Source organism: Pseudochrobactrum sp. Wa41.01b-1, assembly GCF_019464455.1.
GTDB lineage: Bacteria > Pseudomonadota > Alphaproteobacteria > Rhizobiales > Rhizobiaceae > Pseudochrobactrum > Pseudochrobactrum saccharolyticum.
Map to the genome: position 1 here is coordinate 2,742,971 of NZ_CP080493.1, position 23,601 is coordinate 2,766,571.

Sequence of the window (23,601 nt, forward strand, 5' to 3'; positions counted from 1 at the left end):
CACCGCTGCAAAACGCAATGTTGCAGCGGTGTTTTTGCCTTTACGGCAGATGAAAAATCAGTGTGGCAAACAGTTTTTGCAGAGCCGATTCATCCTTGTTCTGCAAGCTTTCAAGAATGCGCTCGCCGCGTGCTTCTACTGCCAGCAGGGCGCTTTCCAGATTATCAATATTTTCCATATCGACCGGTTTGGCCGTTGCCAGACCGCAGGCCAGACTAATGGCCGCAAAGCCTGAAATCAGGGCTTGTTCGGACAGACTGCTGGACTGGCGCACCGGCTGCTGGCGCAATATTTCCTGAAACAGCGCCGTGCACAATCGGGCAGTCTGCTGGATCACATCTGTTTTCGGGTCATGCAGGCGGGCAATATCCGCACTATAGCGCTGTTTCATATGATTATAGACCGACATGAAAACGGCTTCCTGAATCAGCACATTTTCTGCTTTGTTGCGGCGCAACACGGCCTTGGTCAGATAGTACATATCGCGGTGAAAAGCGCGCTGCCCTTCTTGTCCGCTTGTGAAATAGAAGCTCAAACCCTGCACATCCGGCGCAGTGTCATGAATGGACGGATTGTCGGAAACCAGAGAAATAGAGATATTTTCGGCCGTACTGAATGCTTTATCCATCACAGTTGCGGCAACATGTGCAGCACGGTTGAGGACAATATCCGGAAGGATTGCCGGTTCAGCAGCCTCATTCTGGCCGTGACGGGTACGGCGCAGGGCATAACGCAGGCCTCGCAGCTTGTCTTTGATACTGACGGCGATGTCGTTCGGAATGTCCTGATGCATGGTCGTTCATCCTGCGCGCATGATGCGGGTATAACCCGAAATGATGACGGGATTATTGTTTCTTCATGGCTGAAAAAGCAATAAGCTGCGCGCAGAAAAACCTCCTTATCGGCCAGTCTTTCAGCAGGTCATATAAGTATGTGCAAAATATTCGGGGAATTGGGTTGAAAAGCACAAAGCGCAAATCGGGTAATGTTCAGGAAACACCGGAATTTATCGTCGGATCAGAAGGTGTCGCCAGCGAGAATAAAACCAACAGGCTGCGCACCCGCGCGGCATGGATGTATTATGTCGAGCAGATGACCCAGAATGACATTGCGGATGTGCTTGGTGTCGGTCGTGTAACGATTGTGCGGCTGCTGGCTGAAGCCCGTGCCCGCAATGAGGTGAAGATCACGATTGAAGGCAAGCTGGCCGGTCTGACTGCACTGGAAAGAATGCTGGAGCAGACCTTCGGACTGGAACGGGCAATCGTTGCGCCGCTGTCAACGCCGGAGACTGACCCGATTGTGCCGATTGCCGCTGCAACCGGTGCTTATCTTTCCGAGAAAGTACAGCACGGCATGCGCATTGGTGTGGGCTGGGGGCGCACATTATCCGGCACTTTGCAGCATATCGGTGCGCGCAGTCTTAATGATCTTAAAGTGATTTCGCTTCTCGGCGGAATTGCGCAGCCGCGCCGGTTCAATCCGCCGGAATTTGCCTGGCAATTCGCGCAGATTTTTCAGGGCGAGGGCTATCTGATCCCCGCACCGGCACTGGTTGACAGTCAGGAAACGCGCGAGGCATTGGTTGAACGCTGCGGTTTGAAAGACGTTTTCGAAATGGCTGATGATCTGGACATGGTGCTGCTCAGCATCGGCGGTATTGAGACGGCCAGCAGCACATCCTATCGCGTTGGTCTGATTGATGAAGCGCAGAAGCGCTCTTTGATCGAGAATGGCGCAGTCGGCGATATGCTGTTCCATTTCTATGACCGTAATGGCGAGATCGTTTCCGATCCGGTGCATGAGCGCGTGATGTCGGTCAGCATGGATAAGTTGCAGAAAGCACCGGTGCGTATCCTCACTTCCGGCGGGCCGGAAAAAGTCGTGGCTTTGCTCGGTGCAATGAAACTGCTGAAGCCGACAGTTTTCATCACTGATGAAATCAGCGCCGCAGAAATGCTGAAGAAATATCAGGCCGGCAATTAAAGCTGTGACGCCCCCCTCCGGCTGAGGAGGGGGACGTCCTGACCGGTCTGTGAGTTAAATATTTTTGATCGCATTGATGCGGTCGATACCGCCGACAACCGGTGCGAAATCATCCCATACGGTTTTTGCACCGGCCTGCCACTGGTCATAATTTTCCGGTTGCAGTACCTGCGCACCATGTTCCTTGGCTTTGGCAATTGCCGCGCTTTCATCATCAACAATCAGCTGATTAAAATAGCCGGTGGCTTCTTGTGATGCTTTCTGCAGCACCTGCTGTTGCTCTGCATTGAGACCGTTCCAGAAATTGGCAGAGAAATAGACCACACCCGACGCCCAGATATGGCTGGTTTCAGTGACAAACGGCACAACCTCATAGAGCTTGAAGCTCGCATAGGCGGATTTTGTCAGATCCATCGCATCGGCAACGCCGGTTTCCAGTGCATTATAGGTTTCGGTGATCGGAATGCCCACCGGTGTTGTGCCGAAATTGCTCCAGAGCTTGGTATGCAGCGGGCTTTGAATAACGCGGATGCGTTTGCCTTTGAGTTGTTCCGGTTTGGTCACGGCTTCTTTAGTCAGCAAATGCCGTGCGCCGTAATTGATGAAGCCGGTGGCAATGAAGTTCTGTGCTTTGAGCTTTTCTTTCAGATCATTGCCAGTCTCGCCTTGCACGGTTTTCAGCACATGGTCTGCATCTTTGAACAGGAATGGCAGGTCAAGAATTTGCAGCTCCGGCACCCAGCCGGAAAGTGCGGAAACAGTGGAGAGACTGCCCTGTATTGAGCCAAGGCGGATACCCTCAGCCACTTCCTTTTCACCACCCAAAGCACTGTCTTTGACGATATTGAAACGGAATTGTCCCGGCAGTTTTGCTTCCACGAGATCGCGGATTTTCAACCAAATTTTGGTTTCCGGCTTATCGTCGTCAAACAGCGAGGCGATAGTAATGGCGGTTTTGGCCTGTGCTGTGCGGATGAGGGCAGGCATGGCGAGAGCGGTGGCAGTGCCGAGCGTGGCTGTGCGCAGAAAATGGCGGCGGTTAAGCGTAATCATAGCGGGAGGATCCTTATGAGTGCAGGTCAGATGAGCAGAGCCCATGCGCCGAGAATGACGAGAGAAAACAGCAGAGCGATGAAATAGGGTGTCATGGCTTTGAAGAGTGCCGTAGCGGGAAGGCGGGTGACACCGCTGACCACAAAGACCAGCATGCCGACCGGTGGTGTCAGTCCGCCGATCATCAGATTGACAACGAGAATGACGCCGAACATCACCGGATCAATACCGGCAGCAACGGCAATTGGCAGAAAGATCGGGCCAAACAGCAAAATGGCGGCACCAATATCCAGCACAAGGCCGACTATCAGCAGCACGAGATTGATGGCAATCAGAATGATGATCGGGTTCGCGCCAAGACCGTTGACCAGATCGGAAACCGTGCCGGAAATATCATCCACCGCCAGCAGGAAAGCGAAAGGGCTGGCTGTGCCGATCAAGAGGCCGATAGCGGAAGCTTCTTTGCCGGATTGCTTGAAAATATCATAGAGCGATGCAGTTCCGACTTTGCCGATCAGAGCCATGACCAATGTATAGAGCGCAGCAATGGCTGCGGCCTCTGTGGTGGTGACAACGCCCATGCGGATGCCGACAACCACTATAATTCCAAGGCCGAAAGCCGGTATGGCACCGATGGCTGAATGCAGGCGTTCCTGTCCGCTGGCACGCGGCTGTGTCACTTGTTCACGAACGGTCAGATGAATGGCGACGGCAAGGCAGAGAGCCATGATCGCACCGGCAAAAAAACCGCCGACAAGCAATGCGCCGACAGAGAGATTGGTTGCCGCTGCGAGAATGAGAAAAGCAATAGACGGCGGGATCACATTATCCAGCACAGAAGTCGCCGCAATAATTGCACCGGCCTGTGCAGGCGGATAGCCGCGCTTTACCAGTTCTGGCTGGAAGGTTGCAGCGCCAAAGGCCGCATTGGCGACAGAAGAGCCGGAAGCTCCGGAAAACAGCACACTTGTTAGCAATGTGGTCTGCGCCAATCCGGCGCGGCGATGGCCGACAAGTGAGGAGGCAAATTGCACGATTTTCTGCGCAATGCCTGCAGCTGTGAGCAGGCTGCCCGCCAGCAGAAAGAACGGAATTGCCAGCAGCAGGAATTTGGAAACACCGGTCACGGTGGAAGACACCACAGCCGGTTCCGGCAAGGTGCTGCCAAAGGCAATGGCAATATAGGCGGCGGCCAGAAAGGCATGGGGCAGAGGAGCCGCAACCAGCAGTCCGGCCAGAGCAATCAGACCCAGCACAATGCTCGGGCTTAAATCCGTATCAATATGGATATGACTGACAGCGATATAGAGCGCCGTTGCCAGCAGACCGGCAATCAGCAGATCCGGTATTTTATTCTCGCTGATGCGCTGTAGCCCCAGCACAATCAGAATAAAGAACCCGCCGAGACCGAGAAAGCCGAACCTGATCCATTCCGGCAGGCCGAGTGTCGGAGAAATGCCGCCAAGCAGCACAGCAATCCGCGCGCTGCCGAAGCTGAAGATCAGCCCGCTCATCAGCGTGAAAGTGTCCGCAATAATAGCCGCACCACGCTGACCCGAAGGCGAGAGGCGGGATGTCACCAGATCAAGCCGCATCGCCAGTGCCGAATTGATTGCCAGCGGCGCACCAAAGGCAATCAATGCAACATAGAGCCATGTGGCGAGTTCTTCAGAGCCGAGAAGACCGGTATTAAACCCGTAGCGCAGCACCACTGTTGTCAGCACAATCAGCAGCAATGCGGCAAGGAACGCTGCACAGATTGCACCCAGCAGATTTTTAATGCCGGTCAGCATTGTTCTGGCAAAGGATTGCACTGGTGTTATTGCGATCGCGGGATAGGTCTTCACTGTACTCATCATCAAGCCGGAACTGCCTTAGAGAGGTCGCGGTCAAACAGCGTTGACCATGTGTAATTCTTTGCTTGCTTTACTTCTGTCGAAACATCAAGACGCGGCAGCACAGTTTCCCCGAAACGATAGGCTTCTTCCAGCAATGGCATACCGGAGAGGATGAATGTTTCCACACCCGCTTCGCGATAGGCTTCCAGTGTGCGGATAACCGTATCCGGTGAGCCGACGATTGCAGTACCCGGACCCGGACGCACAAGGCCGATACCCGCCCAGAGGTTTGGCACAACTTCCAGATCACGTAAGTTCTCAGGCTTAACACCGCCATGCAAAGCACTCATGCGTTTTTGACCAACGGAATCCGTGTTGGATACAAAGCGCTGATTGGCGGCAATGGATGCGGCATCCATCTGAGCATAGAGATCATTGGCGGCCTCCCATGCTTTGGCATCAGTGTCGCGCACAATCACATAAAGCCGGATGCCATATTGCATAGTACGGCCGAATTGCTTGGCGCGTTCTTTGACCTTGGCGATTTTGGCTCCGATCTGCTCCGGCGTTTCGCCCCATGACAGGTAAGTGTCGGTATGTTTGGCGGAAACATCGAGCGCTTTATCGGAGGAACCGCCGAACCAGAGCGGCGGCGGGGTAATCGTATCGCCCACCGGCAGTGCCAGTTTGGCACCGGTTGTAGTGAAATATTTGCCCTGATAATCCACACTCTCACCGGCAAACAGTCTGTGCCAGATGGTCAGATATTCATCAGCCATGTCATAGCGTTCATCATGGGGAATGTTCATGCCATAGGCGCCGAGCATTTTGGCATCACCTGATACAACATTGACCAGCAGACGACCGTTTGAAAATTCCTGAAAACTGGCGGCCATTTTGGCAAGCAGGGTAGGGGCAATCAGACCCGGATGGATGGCAACGAGAAATTTCAACCGCTCCGTATAAGGCAGCAGCGAATTGGCCAGTCCCCATACATCATGTGCGCCGGTGGCAAAGAGTGCGCCGGTATAGCCCAGCTGGTCATAGGCCATGGCAAGCTGTTTGTAATAGCCGAGATCAACCTTGCGGGAACCTTCAGGTTTCCACGGATAGGCACCGTCAGGTGCGCACATATACCAGAAAATATTCATATCATTGTCCGTATTCTTAAATTGCGGTGATGTGGCGATCAGGCAGCCTGCGGATAAATCTGCGCAAGGCGGTCAAAATGCCCGTGACGATGCAGAACTTCTGCTTCTGTCTGCTGTTCTGTGAGAATGGTTTCATCCGCCGGAATGACAGTGAAATCGCGTGAGGCAATCACCTTTTCCCAGCCTTGCAGGCTGGCTTCCGTTGCGCCGCTTTCCACCAACCTGCGGGCGGCCTGATGCGGATCGGCAGTGATTTCACGGCCGATACGTGCCAGCTCCTGCGCAATTTTCAGGCGGGTTTGAGCATCAAGCCTGCTGCTTTCCAGCGTCCAGAACAAAGAGCGGTTGGGAATAGTGGAGCCGCAGCGCGAGAGCAGGCGGATATCATCGCGTTCAAGGGCATTTTCCAGACGCGGCGCCATGGCAATCCATGCATCAACACGACCGTCGAGCAATGCTGGCAAGGCATCATTCACTTCCGGTTCGATGCGTTTAATATCGGCGAGGCTGAGACCGGCTTCTTCCAGATTACGTGCCAGATAATAAGTTTGGAAAGAACCGTCTACCAGCCCGATGCGGCGGTGTTTCAGATCAGATGTGGATTTGATCGGGCTGTCAGCGCGCACCAATATGGCGCCATTGGCAGGGCGCGGTGCGGAGGCGGCGATATAATTGACAGGCAACCCGTCCAGAGCTGCAGTGATCGGCGGAGTGGAACCGGTGCCGCCAAAATCAATCTTACCTTCTGTAATCAGTCTGCCGGTGTCGCGCCCTTCGCGATAGGCAACAAACTCACCATCCAGAGAGGCGAAAGCATCAGGCCAGACCTGTGCGATACGCAGATGCAGATTGCTGGGATGAACACCGATTTTCATAAACTGCCCTTTCAGAAGACAGGCAGAAACCGGAATTATCCGCCTGTGGTACTGAGATACAATTTACGTTTTTGTAAAATGAAAGCCAAAGCGGGCTGTTCTAATTTTGTGCGGCTTTGTAACGGATTATTCTAGTTTTTGGCATGTGCGCAGGTCATAATTTTTAACGCTTGAATTTATAACATATTGATTAATATCAGTTATCAATATATTTTTTTATAGAATGTTTGCGCGTGGTTATGATGAGAGGTTTAATGACCAAGCCGGTTGCAGCCCGTTTATGCCGTTCGGTCACCACAGCGAGTGACCTGCTCAAGCTGATTGCCAATGCAAACCGGCTGGCGCTGGTCTGCTATCTGATGGAACAGGAAGCGCAGGTTGGTGAGCTGGAAGCGGAACTGCGTATTCCGCAGCCGAGCCTGTCGCAACAATTGAGTATTCTGCGCGAGGCGGGGGCCATTGCCTGCAGACGTGACGGCAAGACGATGATCTATAGTGTGGCCGACCCGCGCGTTGAGCAGATTGTGCTGCGCCTGCGGGAGATTTTTGACGGGCTGGAAGATGTGACCGGACGTAATATGACAAGCCGCCAAACATCCGATGCGATGCCCGACCTGATGCCCGACCTGATGTTTGACTGATATGATTGATCTCTACACATGGATAACGCCCAACGGACTGAAAACCTCCATGGCACTGGAAGAGTTTGGCTTGCCCTATCAGGTGCACGCAATTGACCTGACCAAAGGCGAGCAGTTCTCTGAAAACTTCCGTAAGATCAGTGCGGGCTCTAAAATTCCGGCGATTGTCGATCATTCAAACGGGCTGACATTGCTGGAATCCGGTGCAATCCTGACTTATCTAGCAGAGAAGACCGGCCGGTTTTTGCCAATATCAGGCGTTGGGCGCTATGCGGTGCTGGAATGGGTGTTCTGGCAGGTTGGAGGATTAGGGCCCACACTTGGCCATGCGCATTATTTTCTGACCTATCATCCGGATGTGGCACCGGCAGCCTCCGCGCTTTTCGCGCAGGAAACCAAACGGCTTTACGAGAAGCTGGAGCTGCATCTCAATGGCAAAGATTATCTGGCAGGGGACTATTCCATTGCCGATATGTCAGTCTGGCCGTGGGTGTCGCGTTTTGAACGCCATAAAATCAATCTCAATAATTATCCCTCCGTCCGGCGCTGGTATTTGCAAATCGCGCAGCGTGAAGCCGTGCAGCGTGGCTATCGCGTGCCGGTTTTTACGGGGGAGATTCCTTTGCCGCCCCCGCTGACACATGACAAATCTGAAAGTTCTGAGGAAAGACTATGAGTGCGCCCCGCATAACCGGATTTTCCGGCAACCTGACCAGCCCGTCAAAAACCCGTGGCTTTGTTGAACATATTGCCGGACAGGCAGCTTTGTCCCTCGGCGGTGTTTCATCTGTCTATGATATTGCCGATCTGGGAGCGTCGTTCCCTGCGGCGCACTGGCCATCGCAGCTCGACAAGCAGGCTTCTGACATTGTGGATGAAATTGCCGCTGCTGATCTGCTGGTTGTCGGTACTCCGACCTATAAAGGCAGCTATACCGGACTGTTCAAACATTTCTTCGATCTGCTTGATCCGAAATTACTGCGTGGCAAACCGGTCATTCTGGCGGCAACCGGTGGCGGTGACCGCCATTCGCTGATCGTCGAGCATCAGCTGCGCCCGCTGTTCGGTTTCTTTGAGGCTTTTGCCCTGCCGACAGCGATTTATGTTTCAGATCGTGATTTCACCGACGGGCAACTCAGCAATGTGCTGATTGATAACCGTATTGCGCAGGCGGTTTCTGAAGCCGTGCGTGTGGTTCCCGGTCATCATTATCAGCAGCAGGCGGCTGAGTGAGTATTGCACTCAGCGCAGCATAATCAGTGCCATTCCGGCCACCACCAGCAGAGCGCCAAGCCATGCACCATTGGCGGGGCGTTCACCGGTACGCAGCCATAGCAGCGGCAGAATAATCACCGGTGTTGTCGCCGAGATGGTGGAGACAATACCGACTTTGCCGCCGGAGAGCGCAAAGAGCAGCAATGTCATGCCGAGTGCCAGCGAGAGAAAACCGGTCAAAGCGGTGAGGAAGGCAATCTTCAGCGTAAAAGGCTTTTTGGGTTTGAGCGCTGGAAACGGCAATTGTGTCAGCACGGTCAGGCAGCAAGCGGCAATGCCAACACGCAACAGTGAGGCCAGTGCCGGATCAATCCCGCTGGCCATTACAGGGCGGGCAATAATGGAGCCGATGGCCTGACCGGTTGCTGCCGCCAGCCCCAGCCCGACACCGATCCAGAGCGGCCCTTTGATTTTTTCCCATTCATGGATTTGTGCACGGCGCTTGCCGAACAGAATGGCCAGCAATACGCCGGAGATGGTGATGGCAATACCGAGCACACCCATCACTGATAGTTTTTCATCCAGCAATAGCCAGCCCAGCACGGCAGCAATCGGTGCATTGAGCGCAAACAGAATACCGGAACGGCGGGGGCCGAGGCGGTTCAGTGCGGTGAACAGCAGAGAGTCGCCGACGAAAATCCCGATCAGGCCGGAGAGCAGCAGCGGAGCTGCACTGTCCCAGCTGAGATCACGCCATGTACCGGAAATCAGCACATAGACCAGCAATAATCCGGTGACGAAAACCTGCCTGCCGCGATTGAATGCCAATGCGCCGACATGGCCGGCGGGAATAGCAGAAATAATACCTGTAAACGCCCAGCAAGTCGCGGCTCCGAGTGCGGCGAGTTCATATACAGGCATAGTCGTGATCCGGATGCAGGATGAGAAATGTTTGAATAACAAAGGCTTCTACAGATACAAAGCCTTGCCGTCCAATCATATTGCGCAGAGCGGATCATCAAAGTTTCAGATCAGATCATGTCTTTATACAATGACCGGATTTGAACATGGTCTTGTTGCTCTTGCTCACAACATAAAAAAATGTGGCCGCGAAAATCGCAGCCACATTCATGATTTCAAATTGTATCTGTAACTTATGGAGTTACGTCAAAACCGAACCATTTTTCGGACAGTTTTTTGATTGTGCCGTCTGCTTTTGCAGCTTCAATCGCTTCGCTGAACTTCTTCTGCAGTTCAGGCTCGTTCTTACGCAGACCAACGGCAACGCCGCGACCCAGAACGCCGCCTTTGAAGTAAGGGCCGGTCAGAACCATATCTTCATTGCCTGGCTTTTTCGCAGCATCGGCCAGATAGGCCAGCGACGCTACAACCAGATCAACGCGACCGGACTTCAGATCCAGATCGTGCTGCTCAGTTGTCTTATATTCGCGGATATCAGCGGAATCTTTGAAATAGGTGTTGAGCAGTGTCAGGCCGAGCGAAGCGGTCTGTACGCCAACAGTGCGGCCTTCGATTGAAGTCGAAAATTCGCCGATGGCTTTCTTCGTGGCTTCATCTTCGTTGGCAAGGAACAGAGTTTCGCCGGTATGCGGCAGTTTCGCATATGGGCTGTCTTTCAGCGTTGCGAAAGTCTGTGGTGTCAGGCCGTAGGAAACCGAGAAATCAATGGTTTCTTCACGCTTTGCAGTGGCGGTCAGACCAGCCATGATCGCGTCGAATTTACCGGCGTTGAGAGCAGGGATCATGCTGTCAAATGGTGTTGCAACGATCGTGCATTCCACTTTCATGTGATCGCAAAGATATTTGCTCAGCTCGATTTCATAGCCGTCGAGTGTGCCGTCCGGCTTGGTGAAGTTGTACGGACGGTAAGCACCTTCAGTTGCGATGGTTACTTTGGTCCATTTCTTTTCTTCAGCTTGTGCAGTGACGCTGGCCGATACGGCGCCGAGCAGCATTGCAGAAGCAAGAAGCGATTTGGTGATGAGGCTGATTTTCATAGAAGCACCCTGTTTACAATTATTCTTGTTCACGGAGAGCGGCTCCAAGATTGAACTTTTGAACCGCTCTGTCTTTTTGTCGTTATGCATTATCCTACGCAAAACCGCTTCGCACTTTTGCTGGAAATGCTTTAAGCCGCATTTTCGTGGCTGATGAATTTGCGGAAACGCTCTGACTTGGAATTGGTGAAGACTTCCGACGGTGCGCCGTCTTCTTCAACCTGACCCTGATGCACAAAGATAACGCGGTTGGACACGTCACGGGCAAAGCCCATTTCGTGAGTCACGACCAGCATTGTACGGCCTTCTTCAGCAAGTCCGCGCATCACGCGCAGAACTTCACCTACCAGTTCCGGATCAAGTGCGGAAGTCGGCTCGTCAAACAGCATCACTTTTGGCTTCATTGCCAGCGCGCGGGCAATTGCTGCACGCTGCTGCTGACCGCCGGACATATGTGAAGGGTAGTAATTGCGCTTATCGGCAATACCGACTTTTGCCAGCAATGCTTCCGCTTCTTCAATGACTTCAGCGCGGTTGCGCCCCTGCACATAGATCGGCGCTTCAATCACATTTTCCAGAATGGTTTTGTGTGACCAGAGATTGAAGCTCTGGAAGACCATGCCGAGTTCCGAGCGAATGCGCGAGACCTGTTTTTTGTCGGTCGGGTAGCTTTCGCCTTTGGAGTTCTGCGCCATCTTGATGGTTTCACCGGAAATGGTGACCGTACCGGATGTCGGTGTTTCCAGAAGGTTGATGCAGCGCAGCAATGTGGATTTACCCGAGCCGGAAGAGCCGAGAATGGAGATCACTTCACCTTCGCGGGCTTCGAGCGAAATACCTTTCAGCACTTCGACCTGACCGAAATTCTTGCGCAGGTTTTCGACTTTCAGCGCGACCGGTGTGGATGCGGATACTGTATTGCTCACGATGCTTTTCCTTCAGTAGGAATATTGGCCGGTACGCTGACAGGAACAGGCTGACGCAGATATGGCGTCAGGCGGTATTCAGCCAGCAGCAGAAGACGGGTCAGAATGAAGTTGATGGACAGGTAAATTGCACCGGCAACGACAAAAACTTCAATCGCGCGATAGCTCTCGGCAATCAGCTTGGCAGCAATACCGGTCACTTCCATCAGCGTGATGATCGAGGCCAGCGAGGTGGCTTTGACCATTGAGATCATTTCATTGCCATAGGCAGGCAGTGCCTGACGGATAGCAAGCGGCATGACCACACGGCGGAAAGCGGTGAAGCGGGACATGCCACAGGCCTTGGCTGCTTCAATCTGGCCATGAGGCACGGACAGCAGACCACCACGGATGATTTCACCGGCATAGGCGGCAGTGTTCATCGTCAGAGCGATAACCGCACACCAGTAAGGCTCACGCAGGATCGGCCACAGGAAAGAGTGACGGATCGCCGGAAACTGGCTGAGGCCGTAATAGATGATGAAAATCTGCACCAGCAGCGGCGTGCCGCGGAACACAAACACATAGATACGTGCAATCCAGTCCAGCACAACATTGCCGGACAGGCGCATCATCGCGATGACCAGAGCAAGACAGGCGCCCAGTGCAATCGCAGTCGCGGCCAGTTTCAGGGTCAGAGGCAGACCCGCCAGCATGGCGACAAAAGATTCAGCGAAGAATTCAAAACTCATTGGGCTCTCCTCACGCCGCGGGAGAAATAGCGCTCAGCGGACTGCAGAATGCCGCCTGAAACAGACGAAATCAGCAGATAGAGGGCACCGGCGATCAGGAAGAAGTTGAATGGCAGACCGGTTGAACCGGCACCGATCTGTGCCTGACGCAGCAGCTCCACAACGCCGGTCACGGAAACCAGAGCGGATTCTTTCAACGATACCTGCCACACATTGCCAAGGCCCGGCAGCGCATGACGCAGCGACAGAGGCGCAATGATACGGCGGAATTTCAGCCAGCGACCCATGCCGCAGGCGGTTGCTGCTTCCAGCTCGCCTTTGGCAACGGCTTTGAACGCACCACGGAAAACTTCCGTAAGATGCGCGCCGCAGGAAATGGCGATAGCCAACATACCGGCGAGGAAACCCGGAAAGCCGAGGAAACCTTCAGCGCCGAACAGCTTGCCGATTGCGGTAATCGCTGCACTGCCGCCGAAATAAAACAGATAGATAATCAGCAGGTCCGGAATGCCGCGGATAATGGTTGTATAACCATCCGCGATGGTACGGGTAATCCGTCCGCCTGAGATTTTTGCCCAGGCACCGAACACGCCGATGACTGCGCCGAGCAAAAAGCCGGTCACAGCAAGGGCAACACTCATTAATGCGCCGGTGAGCAGAACTTGCCCCCAGCCGTCAGGCCCGAAGCTGAGGATTTCAAAAAAGCTGAGTTGCTTCATAATGTCCTTGGCCGGTTAGAGCAGTTTCAGGAAAAGTGGGAACTGGTTTTCCGTCCGAAACTGCGTGTGAATAGAAGGAGAGATGAGAAAAATGGTTGTCATAATGGATTCCTGTAGCCCGCTGACTATGCTTTTTGCATGGGGAGGGCAGGCTGAACATCATCCGGTATCGGATTGATGAAAACTGTACCGCCGAGGCGTTTTTTATGATCTGCTTTGGCCGCTGTAATATGTTCCGGATTGCGGAACAGTTCTGCAGCGGTGCTGCTCATGATTTTCGCTGCATGTGCCATGCCTTTATGGGCTGCAGGCAATTTACCCTGCGCCACCATTTGCCATGAATGCAGCGGCGTGCCGATTGCGCAGGTCGCACCGCGCATTTGCACAGTTGGAACCACCCAGCTTACACTGCCCACATCGGTAGAGCCGACAAGGGAATTATCCCCGTTATACGGCTTATAGACCTCTTCGCATAGGGCAAGTCCGTCTTTCGGCTCAACACCAAAACGGCGGAAAGCATCCGAGATATCTTCTTTGCTCAGAGTATCCTGAAATTCGCGGGCAGTCTTTCTGTCGTGTTCGTCAAAAACAGGTGCGCCGAGCCGTTCCAGCTGGATCTGCATCAGCTGTTCAAGGGTTGAATTGCCGATCAGATTGGCATCACCGCTGATGATCTCATCGCGCACCGACGTTTCCGTCATCAGGGCTGCACCCTGTGCAATTTTACGAACGCGTTCCAGCAATGTCTGCATTTCCGGCAGGCTAAGCGCGCGGATCAGGTAGCGCACAGTGGCTTTGGCCTGCACCACATTCGGTGCAATGCCACCGGTATCGGTGACAGCATAATGGATACGGGCGCTGGAAGGCATATGCTCGCGCATATAATTGACACCGACATTCATCAGCTCCACAGCATCCAGCGCACTGCGGCCGAGATGCGGAGCGGATGCGGCATGGGCTGCACGGCCGGTAAAATGGAAGCTGACTTCATTGCAGGCCAGAGAAACCGGATCATTGACACCGGCAAAAGGAGCTGGATGCCAGCAGAAAGCGATATCCACATCATCAAACAGGCCTTCACGAACCATGAAGCCTTTGGCCGAGCCGCCTTCTTCCGCAGGGCAACCGTAATAACGCACGCGGCCTTTGATACCGTTTTCTGCCAGATAGTCTTTCAGCGCAGAGGCTGCGAGGAGCGAGCCGGAGCCGAGCAGATTATGTCCGCAGCCGTGACCGTGGCCGCCGCGCTCAATTTCCTGCGGCTCTGCCAGACCGGCAATCTGGCTCAGGCCGGGCAGGGCATCAAATTCACCGAGAATAGCAATGACAGGGCCGTCTTCACCGGCTTCGCCCATAACGGCGGTCGGCAGTCCGGCAATACCGCGCTCTACGCGAAAGCCTTCATCCATCAGCATCTGCGCATGGGCATCGCTGGCTTTATATTCTTCGTAATTGGTTTCAGGATTGTCCCAGACTGTATCACTCAGATCAAAATAGGCAGGGCTTTTCTCTTCAACGATATCCCAGATATCAGAATGATTTTTCAATTGCCTGCTCCGTTTGATCCTGACACGCGCTGCATCCTTTACGGATAATGTCGTGCTATGCTCGTTTACCCGTTCAGACTGGGAAGATGAAGGGGTATTACAACTTATTATTGAGTGCTGATAAAATTCCTTGGCCCCGCTTACAAGTGCTGATTACATCAAAAGCTGCAGTTCAACATAGTTTGATGCTGATACGGGCTGTATAAAGACAGCATGCGGGTCTGAAATATCCTCCGTTGCAGACAACCTCCTCTTTCTGCGCGCTGATAACTACAGTGACGAAATGGCAGAGTACAGGCACAATAATGCTCAAAAAGACGGCATTATTTGCCAACATGGATGATTGATGTGCCGAAACGGGCGCGAAACAGCGACTTTGAACACTGTTTTCGGCTGAGAATAAGCATAATGGTCAGTTTTGACGGATGTATAAAGTGGTCGTGATTCAGTGGCCGTTGACCAGCCCGAGGATCAGCTGATGAATATTTCCGCCCTGTGCCATATCTGAACGGTCAAAATCGCGGCCGCGCTGGCGCTGCTCCTGAAATAAGTCCGAGAGTACTTTATTCAGCTCTGTTTTGAATTTGGTGCATTTCGGGTCATTGGCAACGGACATCCCGACGGTGGCCGTTTCAATTTTCTGCACCATTTCTTTGATGTAATCACCGTGAATATGTTCATGTTTTTCAATACCGGCATAGAATGTTGCCCAGAGCGCGGCAGTCTCCGGCGGTAGCTTTTGCGCCGGTTTCGGCAATGTATATGTAATTGTCAGTTTTGGTTTTGCGGAAACCAAAGTGCAGTTGCCGTCATCGGTTTTATATTTGCGCGACCAGAGCAATGTGAAATTTGTATGTGCAATGGTGCGTCTGTTTTTGCCGATCTGCGGACCTTTTTGGCCGATGGAAGCATAGAGCTCGGGGCCAGTTGTGCCGGAGACAGAATAGGTTTCCACTTTCTCAATCGCCTGCCATTCAGCTTGTGCACTGCCCGCCCAGATTGTGCCGGTTGCAAGCAGGGTGAAGAAAATACTTTTAACAGACATGCTATCTTCCGGTTTGACCGACATTGTTGAAAGAATGCCGGAACCGGCGTGTCTATACCTAGAGCGTATCCCGAAAAGTGTGAAGCGCCTTCGCGGGAAAAACAGTCCACCGGACTGTTTTTTTATCCCGCTTCGATCGGATAACATATGCGCAAAATAAAAAGATCGAGTATTTTTGCCGGAATGGATCGCATCAGTGAAAGCATCATGCGAATGGCCGAAAGCCGGTCTTCCGTTTCGCCGGTTCTGAGCCTCCCCTGATTTAGTTGGGATGATTGTGATTTTCTTCAAAATTATCAATGGCACTCGGGCGGAGATCGTTCCACTATCACGATACGGAATCACTTAACTCCGGTCATCAATCACTTTGTGACCGGACTAAGAGCGTAGTCTGAAGACTGTGAAACAGTTTTCAGGATACGCGTAAAATGAACAGGCAAGGCAGTTCTGTTGGTTACTTGAACAGAGGGGTTTTGTCTGCCGGATGGAATGGGGAATACCAGTATGAACATTTATAAAAAGGCGCTTTCGGCGACAGCACTTGCTTTGCTGCTCGGCGGAATGGCCTCTGCTCAGGCTTCAGCAAAAACACTGATTTATTGCTCTGAAGCAGCACCGGACAATTTTGATGCGGCAACCACCACATCAGGTGCAACTTATGACGCTTCGGCGCGTAACGTGTCCAACGGTCTGATTAAAATCAAGCGCGGCTCAACAGAACTGGAACCGGGTCTGGCCGAGCGCTGGGAAATTTCGGAAGACGGTAAGGAATATACATTCTTTCTTCGCAAAGGCGTAAAATTCCAGACAACCAGCTATTTCACACCAACCCGCGAATTCAACGCGGATGACGTGATTTTCAGCTTTGACCGTCAGGGCAACAAGGAAAATCCGTTTTACGGTAAGGGGACATGGCCGCAATATGGCGCTTATTCTTTCCCGACACTGATTAAAGAAATCCAGAAGATCGACGATCATACGGTTAAGTTCGTGCTGAACCGTCCGGAAGCAACCATGATTGCTTCGCTGTCGCTGACTTTTGCTGTAATCCAGTCCAAAGAATATGCGGATCAGCTGGTGGCAGAAGGCAAGACCGATCAGCTGAGCCAGTTGCCGGTTGGTACCGGCCCGTATCAATATGTGGATTATCAGGCAAACAGCGCTGTGCGTTTTCAGGCCAATCCTGACTATTGGGACGGTAAGCAGAAAATCGACAATCTGATTTTCGCGATCACACCAGATGCTTCCGTGCGTTATCAGAAGCTGAAGGCTGGCGAATGCCATATCATCGCTTATCCGAACCCAGCGGATATTGATGAGATGAAAGCGGATACTTCGCTTGAAGTGCAGCGTAAAGAAGGCCTGAACATTGCTTTCATGGCCTATAATACTGTTGTTGCACCATTTGACGATGTGCGCGTGCGTAAAGCGCTGAATATGGCGATCAACAAACAGGCGATCATTGATGCCGTCTTCGGTTCAACCGGTATGGTTGCGGTCAATGCAATGCCTCCGGGCGTATGGGGCTATAATAAAGACGTTAAAGACGATGCCTATGATATTGAAGCATCGCGCAAGCTTCTTGAAGAGGCCGGTGTTAAAGATCTTTCGATGAAGATCTGGGCAATGCCGGTGCAGCGTCCTTATATGCCGAATGCCCGCCGTGCAGCGGAATCAATGCAGGCTGATCTGGCAAAAATTGGTGTTAAAGCTGAGATCGTCTCCTATGACTGGAGCGAGTATCTGAAACGCTCGCTGGAAAAAGACCGTGACGGTGCAGTCATGCTCGGCTGGACCGGTGGTATGGCTGATCCGGATAACTTCCTTGCAGCGCTGCTGGGCTGTGAAGCTGTCGGCAGCAGTAATCGTGCCAACTGGTGTAACGCTGATTTCGAAAAGCTTATTCAGGCGGCCAAGCTGACCACGGATCAGGCAGAGCGCACCAAGCTTTATGAACAGGCGCAGGTGATCTTTAAAGAACAGGCTCCGTGGCTGACGATTGCCCATCAGGTGATGGAGCAGCCGGTCAGCAAGAAAGTCAAAGATTTCCGTATCGATCCTTTCGGCGGTTATCTCTTTGAAGATGTTGATATCGAAGAATAAGCAACACGATCTTACCCGTTTTTGGTGAGCACTTGTTTCAAAATCAATGGCGCCGTCACCGGCGCCATTTCTGCAAGATGAAATGAAACTGTAAGCTGATACCAAAGTTCATTGAGTAAGACTCATTGGACTTTGGTTAAGCCCGAGTGGTGATTGAACATTTTCAAGGCGTGATGCGTTAGCATCTTAGCGCCTTGGTATGAGTTGAAAGAATCCGATGGATATTGTTGAACGCTTTCTGAACTATACCCGTATTAATACAACAGCCGTATCCGATGCGGGGAAACTCCCGTCCAGCAGCGGCCAGACTGAACTCGCCAATCTGTTGGCAGGCGAGCTGCGCGATTTGGGACTTACCGTGGAAATGAGAGATCATTCCATCGTGGTTGGTACATTGCCGTCCAATATCAAAGATGCCGACCATCAGGCACCGGTGATCGCATGGGTTGCCCATATGGATACCAGTGGTGAATATACTACTGATACCAAGGCGCATGTGGTGGATTATCAGGGCGGGGATATCGTCCTCAATAAAGCGCTTGATATTGTGATGCGCGTTGAGGAATTTCCGGAGCTGAAGCGTTACGAAGGCGACCGCATTATCGTGACAGACGGCACCAGCCTGCTGGGTGCGGATAACAAGTCAGCGATCGCTGAAGTTATGCATGCGATGCAGGTGTTGCAAGATAATCCGCAGATTGAGCATGGCGAGGTTAAAGTCGTGTTTGTGCCGGATGAAGAGATCGGTCTGCTGGGCGCGAAAGCACTGGATGTACCGAGCCTCAATGCGGATTTCGCCTATACGCTGGACTGTTGTGCAGTGGGTGAAATTGTCTATGAAAACTGGAATGCCGGTGAGTTCCACATCACTTTCCGCGGCCAGCCTGCCCACCCGATGTCGGCTAAGGGCAAGCTGCGCAATGCCATTCTCTATGCCCAGCAATATATTGGTATGCTGCCGGCGGGTGAGCGGCCGGAACATACGGAAAATCGTGAAGGCTATTACTGGGTCAAAGCTATTCAGGGCAGCGTGGCATCGGCCAAAATCGTGGTTGATATCCGTGATTTTACGGTAGAGGGCTATGATAAGCGCCGTAACTTTATCGACACGCTTGCCGCAAGCTTTAACCAGTTGCATGGTGAGGGCACAGTGTCGGTTGAATATCGTCCGATGTATCGCAATGCTGCCGAAGGGCTGAAGGGTGATAATTTCTATCCGGTTGAACTGGCTCTGGAGGCGATGAAAGCTATCGGTGTTGAGCCTTATGCAATCCCGATGCGCGGTGGCTATGATGGTGCAGTTCTGTCAGAAAAAGGTCTGCCTTGTCCGAACCTGTTCTGCGGTGCGCATAATTTCCATTCAATCTACGAGTTCCTGCCTGTTGGTTCTCTGAACAAGGCATCGGAGATGGTGATTGAGATTTTGAAACGCGCAGCAGCGGCTAAACGCTGATTAAACATACGAACACAGTTATGAATGTTACAGGCGCGGAAGAACACCGCGCCTGTTTTTATTCGGTCAGTAACAATGTGTGGAAGCCGGTAATACGCAGCAGATGTGCGCGCCATTCGGCAATGGCCTGATAATTATTCACATACCACCGCAGAGCCGAATAGACCTGATTGAACGCGCCGACTGTCATCATCAGCCCGCCGAAATTCAAGCCGCCGGAAAAATAGATCGGTGCAGCAGCCAAAATCGGCACCACAATAGCCATCCAGCCAAAACCTGATGAAATCCATGTGAGATTGGTCTCCATGAGGATCAGCTTTTTTATGCTGGAATACAGGCCTTGAAATTTGCCGCGCAAAAAGCCGATTTTCCGTTCGCTCTCATTGGCCATCGGGTAATTATCGTTTTCACTGATAATCTTAACAAGAGCGGTTCTGAATTCTGCTTCCTGCGCTTCACGGGCGGCGTTGAGTTTGACCAGCCCGCGCCCCACCAAACGGCTTAGGGCAGAGGCAAGTCCAACATAGAGAATGGCCGCCCAGACCATGTAGCCCGGTAGTGAGAATTCGTAGCCATTATAGCGGAATACAAAACCTTCCGACACATTCCACAGAATGCCGATAAAACTGAACAACAGAATAGAAGACTGAATGAAGCCGATTGTCAGTCCCGTGGTTGAATCTGCCAGCTGTCTTGTATCCTGATGGATGCGCTGGTCGGGATTTTGCGCGTAAAATCCGGTCTTATCGAGTTTGGATGCCTTGTTGCCATGCAACCAGCAATCAAGAAGATTTTTGACGATAGCTTTGCGCATCACCACGGAAAGCGTTTGCTGAAACCAGTTTTGTGCAACATTGAGAACCAGCAATCCGGCAGCAATAAAGACAAAGATCTGCAACTGCCGGATAAATTCCGGAACATCGCGCTGCTCAATGGAATTATAAAACGGTACATTCCATTGATTGAGTGTCACCTGCCCATAGGCGGTTGCCAGCAAGATCAGCAACAACGTCACAGACATGGCTGCCAGTTTCAGAAACTCTTCCGAGGAATTCAGAAGCCTGCGCAGAATGCCGAGTTGCGTGAAAAATGGAATGTCGGGTAGGTGACTGTCGCTCTGAGGGTCTTGTTGATGTGGCACCGAAATGACTTCTTTCAGCTGCTGCATAATTTAAAATCTTAGAGCGACCTTTGTGCACCCCATTGGGCGCACGGCACTCTAATGACCCTGTAATTTTAGGCTGATTGCAAAGTAATAGAATTCGGGGAGCCGATCCAGAGCGGCCATTGAAAAAAATACGCTGCAATTTCATCAATGATAGAAACGACGAGCAAAAAAATCCCCCGAACCATTGCCGGTCGGGGGATTGTATCTTCAGAACTGAGCAGGAAGATTAGTCTTCTTTGCCGTAAATACCGGTATGGATGACACCATCCGCACCGCACCATGCGCGATACATGCCGGGGCTGTTGAACGGCAGTTCGATATTGCCTTTGGCATCAACGGCGATCAGGCCGCCGGAGCCGCCGAGTTCACCGAGTTCCTGCACCACATCGCCTGCAGCCTGTGCAAGGCTCTGGCCTGCCCAGCGCATGCGTGCATCAATTTCATGACCAACCGCCCAGCGAATGAAATATTCGCCATGACCGGTTGCGGAAATCGCAGCGGTTTTGTCATCCGCCCATGTACCGGCACCGATCACAGGGCTGTCGCCTACGCGACCCGGTGTTTTAGCGGTCATGCCACCGGTGGAAGTTGCAGCAGCAATATGGCCGTGTTTATCGAGCGCAACCGCACCGACTGTACCGTGTTTACGTGCCGGATCACCATCATCGGCGAGGCCAAGACGGCGGCGTTCCATTTCCGCTTTCAGCGCGTCCAGACGCTGCTGAGTGCCGAACCATTCCGGTTCCATCATTTCCAGACCGGCATTTTCACAGAAGCGCTTGGCACCGTTACCGGCGAGGAACACATGCTCGGTCTGTTCCATGACCGCGCGGGCTGCCAGCACCGGATGACGCGGGCCGCAGATGCCGGTGATCGCACCGCAGCGGCGTGTCTCGCCGTCCATCACGGCAGCATCCATTTCATGCGTGGCATCAGTGGTATAAACCGCACCGCGACCGGCATTGAACAGCGGATTATCTTCCAGTGCCATAACGGCTGCAGTTGCTGCATCCAATGCGCTGCCGCCTTCATGCAAAATTTTCAGACCGGCTTCCAGGCAGGCTTTGAGACCTGCGTGATAGGCGGCTTCCCGTTCCGGTGTCATGTTGGATTTCAGGATTGTGCCTGCACCGCCGTGGAGTGCAATTACAGGAGTAGTTTCAGACATGGTATTCCTCAGATATTGAAAAGCCGGAGAAACTTGCCGCTATTTCATTAATAGCGGCAAGTTCATCAATCAGAGCGCAGTTTCGGATCCAATGCGTCGCGCAGACCGTCACCAAACAGGTTGAAACCCAGAACGGTTACGAAAATCGCAATGCCCGGAAACAGGGTCAGGTGATCGGCAACGCCCATATAGGAGCGACCGTCTGCCAGCATGGCACCCCATTCAGGGCTTGGCGGCTGTGCGCCCAGACCGATGAAGGAAAGGGATGCCGCAGTCAGAATGGATGTCCCGATACGCATGGAAAAATAGACGATCACATTCGGCAAGGTGCCCGGCAGAATGTGGCGCAGCATGATCACGCGGTCTTTAACCCCGATAGCGCGGGATGCATCCACATACACAGTGCGCTTGAGCTGCAATGTTGTGCCGCGGGCAAGACGGGCAAAAACCGGAATAGAGAAGATCGCAACCGCATAGATCACATTGGTGATACCAGGTCCGAGAATAGCGATAACCGCAATCGCCAGCAGGATGCCCGGAAAGGCCAGCAGCAGATCGCACAGACGCATCACAGCGGAGTCAATCCAGCGGCCGTAATAGCCGGAAATGATGCCGAGCGAGACGCCGACCAGAGCACCGAGTGTCACGGACAGGAAGCCGACGGACAGCGAAATTCGTGCGCCCCAGATGATACGGCTGAAAATATCGCGGCCATAGGTATCCGTGCCTGCCCAATGGGCGGCACTCGGCCCCTGCAGCACGGCATTATAATCCGGAATGGTCGGATCATAAGGGGCAACAAACGGCGCGAAGATAGCCATCAGCACCAGCGTGATGATGAAGATAAGCGCAACCATAGCCACTTTTTGCTTTTTAAAGCGGCGCCAGAATTCAGCCAAAGGCTTGCGCATTTTTTCGGTGGGTTCCACCACAACAGTTGTCGCACTCATTTGTAGCGGATCTCCGGATTTGCGAAGGCATACAGCACATCAACCAGCATATTGATGAAAATGAACTGCAGCGAGAACAGCAGGATCAGCGCCTGAATGACCGGATAGTCACGATAGGAAACTGAATCGACCAGCAGACGACCGAGACCCGGCCATGAGAACACGCTCTCAACCACAATCGAACCGCCGAGCAGGAAGCCGAATTGCAGACCGACCATGGTGATGATCGGGATCAACGCATTGCGCAGCGAGTGTTTCCAGATCACACGGCGTTCCGGCACACCTTTGGCGCGTGCAGTGCGGACATAATCTTCACGGGCAATTTCGATGAAGGAGGAGCGGGTGAAACGCGCCATCACCGCCGCAACACCGACACCGAGCGTAAAGGACGGCATGACAAAATGCTGCCATGTGCCGTAACCGCCGGTCGGGAACCAGCCGAGATGGACGGAAAACAGGTTGATGAGCAGCAGGCCGAGCCAGAAAGGCGGAAAGGAAATACCGGAAACCGCAATAATCATACCCGCATAATCAGGCCATTTGCCGCGTTTGACAGCGGAGACAACGCCGATCAGCAGGCCGAGAGCCGTTGACCAGAGCATGGCGAACAAAGTCAGCCAGACGGTCGGCATCAGGCGGGCGCCGATTTCTTCCGCAACAGTACGGCGGGTTTTCAGCGAAATGCCGAAGTCGCCCTGCACAGCGCGGGTAAAATAGCGGACGAACTGTTCAGGCAGCGGTTTATCAAGCCCGAGCGAGGAGCGCACAACGGCGACATCTTCAGCGCTGGCTTCAGGGCCGGCAACAAGACGGGCAGGATCACCGGGCAACATATGCACGAAGGCAAAAACGCAGACCATCACCATCGCAATGACAGGGACAGTGGCCAACAGCCGTTTGATCAGATAGGCAAACATGGATTTCCTTTCTGAAAAACTGTGCTGACCGTATTAAGCATATCCCGAAAAGTGCGAAGCGGTTTTCGGAAAAGATACGCGTCAAATAGCGGTCAGC

General features: G+C 52.8%; 22 protein-coding genes. 6 read left to right on the plus strand and 16 right to left on the minus strand.

Going from position 1 to position 23,601, the window contains the following annotated elements; translation table 11 throughout:
• Window positions 1-40: 40 nt before the first annotated feature.
• Window positions 41-793, minus strand: a complete 753-nt coding sequence (locus K1X45_RS12665) for a hypothetical protein (protein ID WP_220159029.1) — start codon at window positions 791-793, stop codon at window positions 41-43.
• 164 nt (window positions 794-957) lie between these two features.
• On the opposite strand from K1X45_RS12665, the gene K1X45_RS12670 reads away from it, so the two are divergent.
• Window positions 958-1,986, plus strand: a complete 1,029-nt coding sequence (locus K1X45_RS12670) for a sugar-binding transcriptional regulator (protein WP_028233451.1) — start codon at window positions 958-960, stop codon at window positions 1,984-1,986.
• A gap of 54 nt (window positions 1,987-2,040) precedes the next feature.
• On the opposite strand, the gene dctP is transcribed toward K1X45_RS12670, so the two are convergent.
• The 4 genes from dctP to K1X45_RS12690 are packed head-to-tail and all read right to left on the minus strand — an operon-like array spanning window position 2,041 to window position 6,903.
• On the minus strand, window positions 2,041-3,039 hold the full coding sequence (dctP, locus tag K1X45_RS12675; RefSeq protein ID WP_220159030.1) for a TRAP transporter substrate-binding protein: 999 nt from the start codon (window positions 3,037-3,039) through the stop codon (window positions 2,041-2,043).
• A gap of 26 nt (window positions 3,040-3,065) precedes the next feature.
• Window positions 3,066-4,895, minus strand: coding sequence for a TRAP transporter large permease subunit (locus K1X45_RS12680; protein WP_220160496.1), 1,830 nt, complete (start codon window positions 4,893-4,895; stop codon window positions 3,066-3,068).
• 2 nt (window positions 4,896-4,897) lie between these two features.
• Window positions 4,898-6,028, minus strand: a complete 1,131-nt coding sequence (locus K1X45_RS12685; protein ID WP_220159031.1) for an LLM class flavin-dependent oxidoreductase — start codon at window positions 6,026-6,028, stop codon at window positions 4,898-4,900.
• 38 nt (window positions 6,029-6,066) lie between these two features.
• Window positions 6,067-6,903, minus strand: a complete 837-nt coding sequence (locus K1X45_RS12690) for an ABC transporter substrate-binding protein (RefSeq protein ID WP_220159032.1) — start codon at window positions 6,901-6,903, stop codon at window positions 6,067-6,069.
• A gap of 254 nt (window positions 6,904-7,157) precedes the next feature.
• Here K1X45_RS12690 and K1X45_RS12695 point away from each other — a divergent pair, with 254 nt between their 5' ends.
• Genes K1X45_RS12695 through msuE form a run of 3 tightly spaced genes read left to right on the plus strand, consistent with a single transcriptional unit; the run spans window position 7,158 to window position 8,777 of the window.
• A complete protein-coding gene (locus K1X45_RS12695) occupies window positions 7,158-7,544 on the plus strand; it encodes a metalloregulator ArsR/SmtB family transcription factor (RefSeq protein WP_220159033.1) in 387 nt (128 codons plus the stop codon).
• Window position 7,545: 1 nt separating this feature from the next.
• The gene (locus tag K1X45_RS12700) at window positions 7,546-8,220 is read left to right on the plus strand and encodes a glutathione S-transferase family protein (RefSeq protein ID WP_220159034.1); all 675 of its coding nucleotides are present in this window, start codon (window positions 7,546-7,548) and stop codon (window positions 8,218-8,220) included.
• On the plus strand, window positions 8,217-8,777 hold the full coding sequence (gene msuE, locus K1X45_RS12705; RefSeq protein WP_220159035.1) for an FMN reductase: 561 nt from the start codon (window positions 8,217-8,219) through the stop codon (window positions 8,775-8,777). The genes K1X45_RS12700 and msuE overlap by 4 nt, the downstream gene beginning before the upstream one ends.
• 9 nt (window positions 8,778-8,786) lie before the next feature.
• Here the strand turns inward: msuE and K1X45_RS12710 are convergent, their stop codons facing one another.
• From K1X45_RS12710 to K1X45_RS12740, 7 genes are all read right to left on the minus strand, one after another.
• Window positions 8,787-9,680, minus strand: a complete 894-nt coding sequence (locus K1X45_RS12710) for a DMT family transporter (protein WP_220159036.1) — start codon at window positions 9,678-9,680, stop codon at window positions 8,787-8,789.
• A 233-nt stretch (window positions 9,681-9,913) separates the two neighbouring features.
• On the minus strand, window positions 9,914-10,777 hold the full coding sequence (locus tag K1X45_RS12715; protein WP_220159037.1) for a transporter substrate-binding domain-containing protein: 864 nt from the start codon (window positions 10,775-10,777) through the stop codon (window positions 9,914-9,916).
• Between the two features lie 131 nt (window positions 10,778-10,908).
• A complete protein-coding gene (locus tag K1X45_RS12720) occupies window positions 10,909-11,703 on the minus strand; it encodes an ABC transporter ATP-binding protein (protein ID WP_220159038.1) in 795 nt (264 codons plus the stop codon).
• The gene (locus K1X45_RS12725) at window positions 11,700-12,434 is read right to left on the minus strand and encodes an ABC transporter permease (RefSeq protein WP_022710164.1); all 735 of its coding nucleotides are present in this window, start codon (window positions 12,432-12,434) and stop codon (window positions 11,700-11,702) included. Before K1X45_RS12725 ends, K1X45_RS12720 begins: the two co-directional genes overlap by 4 nt.
• The gene (locus tag K1X45_RS12730) at window positions 12,431-13,153 is read right to left on the minus strand and encodes an ABC transporter permease (RefSeq protein ID WP_220159039.1); all 723 of its coding nucleotides are present in this window, start codon (window positions 13,151-13,153) and stop codon (window positions 12,431-12,433) included. Before K1X45_RS12730 ends, K1X45_RS12725 begins: the two co-directional genes overlap by 4 nt.
• 125 nt (window positions 13,154-13,278) lie before the next feature.
• Entirely contained in the window at window positions 13,279-14,700 is a 1,422-nt protein-coding gene (locus K1X45_RS12735; protein WP_220159040.1) for a M20 family metallopeptidase, read from the minus strand.
• Between the two features lie 445 nt (window positions 14,701-15,145).
• Window positions 15,146-15,745: a DUF922 domain-containing Zn-dependent protease gene (locus tag K1X45_RS12740; protein ID WP_220159041.1), complete on the minus strand. Its 600-nt coding sequence runs from the start codon at window positions 15,743-15,745 to the stop codon at window positions 15,146-15,148.
• Between the two features lie 504 nt (window positions 15,746-16,249).
• On the opposite strand from K1X45_RS12740, the gene K1X45_RS12745 reads away from it, so the two are divergent.
• A complete protein-coding gene (locus tag K1X45_RS12745) occupies window positions 16,250-17,848 on the plus strand; it encodes an ABC transporter substrate-binding protein (RefSeq protein WP_220159042.1) in 1,599 nt (532 codons plus the stop codon).
• Window positions 17,849-18,065: 217 nt separating this feature from the next.
• Window positions 18,066-19,301 carry a peptidase T gene (gene pepT / locus K1X45_RS12750; RefSeq protein WP_220159043.1) on the plus strand — a complete coding sequence of 412 codons (1,236 nt, stop codon included), beginning with the start codon at window positions 18,066-18,068 and terminating at the stop codon, window positions 19,299-19,301.
• Window positions 19,302-19,359: 58 nt separating this feature from the next.
• On the opposite strand, the gene K1X45_RS12755 is transcribed toward pepT, so the two are convergent.
• The 4 genes from K1X45_RS12755 to gsiC form a co-directional block, all read right to left on the minus strand.
• Window positions 19,360-20,469: an SbmA/BacA-like family transporter gene (locus tag K1X45_RS12755; protein WP_022710158.1), complete on the minus strand. Its 1,110-nt coding sequence runs from the start codon at window positions 20,467-20,469 to the stop codon at window positions 19,360-19,362.
• Between the two features lie 226 nt (window positions 20,470-20,695).
• Window positions 20,696-21,637, minus strand: coding sequence for an isoaspartyl peptidase/L-asparaginase family protein (locus K1X45_RS12760; protein WP_220159044.1), 942 nt, complete (start codon window positions 21,635-21,637; stop codon window positions 20,696-20,698).
• Window positions 21,638-21,702: 65 nt separating this feature from the next.
• Complete coding sequence (locus tag K1X45_RS12765) at window positions 21,703-22,587, minus strand: ABC transporter permease subunit (protein ID WP_022710156.1); 885 nt, start codon at window positions 22,585-22,587, stop codon at window positions 21,703-21,705.
• Window positions 22,584-23,504, minus strand: coding sequence for a glutathione ABC transporter permease GsiC (gsiC, locus tag K1X45_RS12770; RefSeq protein ID WP_022710155.1), 921 nt, complete (start codon window positions 23,502-23,504; stop codon window positions 22,584-22,586). The genes K1X45_RS12765 and gsiC overlap by 4 nt, the downstream gene beginning before the upstream one ends.
• Window positions 23,505-23,601: the final 97 nt, after the last annotated feature.

Excerpts from the sequence above, each read along its gene's own strand:
- pepT (WP_220159043.1), top strand. The coding sequence starts at position 18,066 with ATGGATATTGTTGAACGCTTTCTGAACTATACCCGTATTAATACAACA.
- K1X45_RS12730 (WP_220159039.1), bottom strand. The coding sequence starts at position 13,153 with ATGAAGCAACTCAGCTTTTTTGAAATCCTCAGCTTCGGGCCTGACGGC.
- gsiC (WP_022710155.1), bottom strand. The coding sequence starts at position 23,504 with ATGTTTGCCTATCTGATCAAACGGCTGTTGGCCACTGTCCCTGTCATT.
- K1X45_RS12690 (WP_220159032.1), bottom strand. The coding sequence starts at position 6,903 with ATGAAAATCGGTGTTCATCCCAGCAATCTGCATCTGCGTATCGCACAG.
- K1X45_RS12725 (WP_022710164.1), bottom strand. The coding sequence starts at position 12,434 with ATGAGTTTTGAATTCTTCGCTGAATCTTTTGTCGCCATGCTGGCGGGT.
- dctP (WP_220159030.1), bottom strand. The coding sequence starts at position 3,039 with ATGATTACGCTTAACCGCCGCCATTTTCTGCGCACAGCCACGCTCGGC.
- K1X45_RS12700 (WP_220159034.1), top strand. The coding sequence starts at position 7,546 with ATGATTGATCTCTACACATGGATAACGCCCAACGGACTGAAAACCTCC.
- K1X45_RS12680 (WP_220160496.1), bottom strand. The coding sequence starts at position 4,895 with ATGAGTACAGTGAAGACCTATCCCGCGATCGCAATAACACCAGTGCAA.
- K1X45_RS12715 (WP_220159037.1), bottom strand. The coding sequence starts at position 10,777 with ATGAAAATCAGCCTCATCACCAAATCGCTTCTTGCTTCTGCAATGCTG.
- K1X45_RS12665 (WP_220159029.1), bottom strand. The coding sequence starts at position 793 with ATGCATCAGGACATTCCGAACGACATCGCCGTCAGTATCAAAGACAAG.
- K1X45_RS12685 (WP_220159031.1), bottom strand. The coding sequence starts at position 6,028 with ATGAATATTTTCTGGTATATGTGCGCACCTGACGGTGCCTATCCGTGG.
- K1X45_RS12765 (WP_022710156.1), bottom strand. The coding sequence starts at position 22,587 with ATGAGTGCGACAACTGTTGTGGTGGAACCCACCGAAAAAATGCGCAAG.
- K1X45_RS12710 (WP_220159036.1), bottom strand. The coding sequence starts at position 9,680 with ATGCCTGTATATGAACTCGCCGCACTCGGAGCCGCGACTTGCTGGGCG.
- msuE (WP_220159035.1), top strand. The coding sequence starts at position 8,217 with ATGAGTGCGCCCCGCATAACCGGATTTTCCGGCAACCTGACCAGCCCG.
- K1X45_RS12755 (WP_022710158.1), bottom strand. The coding sequence starts at position 20,469 with ATGCAGCAGCTGAAAGAAGTCATTTCGGTGCCACATCAACAAGACCCT.
- K1X45_RS12740 (WP_220159041.1), bottom strand. The coding sequence starts at position 15,745 with ATGTCTGTTAAAAGTATTTTCTTCACCCTGCTTGCAACCGGCACAATC.
- K1X45_RS12695 (WP_220159033.1), top strand. The coding sequence starts at position 7,158 with ATGACCAAGCCGGTTGCAGCCCGTTTATGCCGTTCGGTCACCACAGCG.
- K1X45_RS12760 (WP_220159044.1), bottom strand. The coding sequence starts at position 21,637 with ATGTCTGAAACTACTCCTGTAATTGCACTCCACGGCGGTGCAGGCACA.
- K1X45_RS12745 (WP_220159042.1), top strand. The coding sequence starts at position 16,250 with ATGAACATTTATAAAAAGGCGCTTTCGGCGACAGCACTTGCTTTGCTG.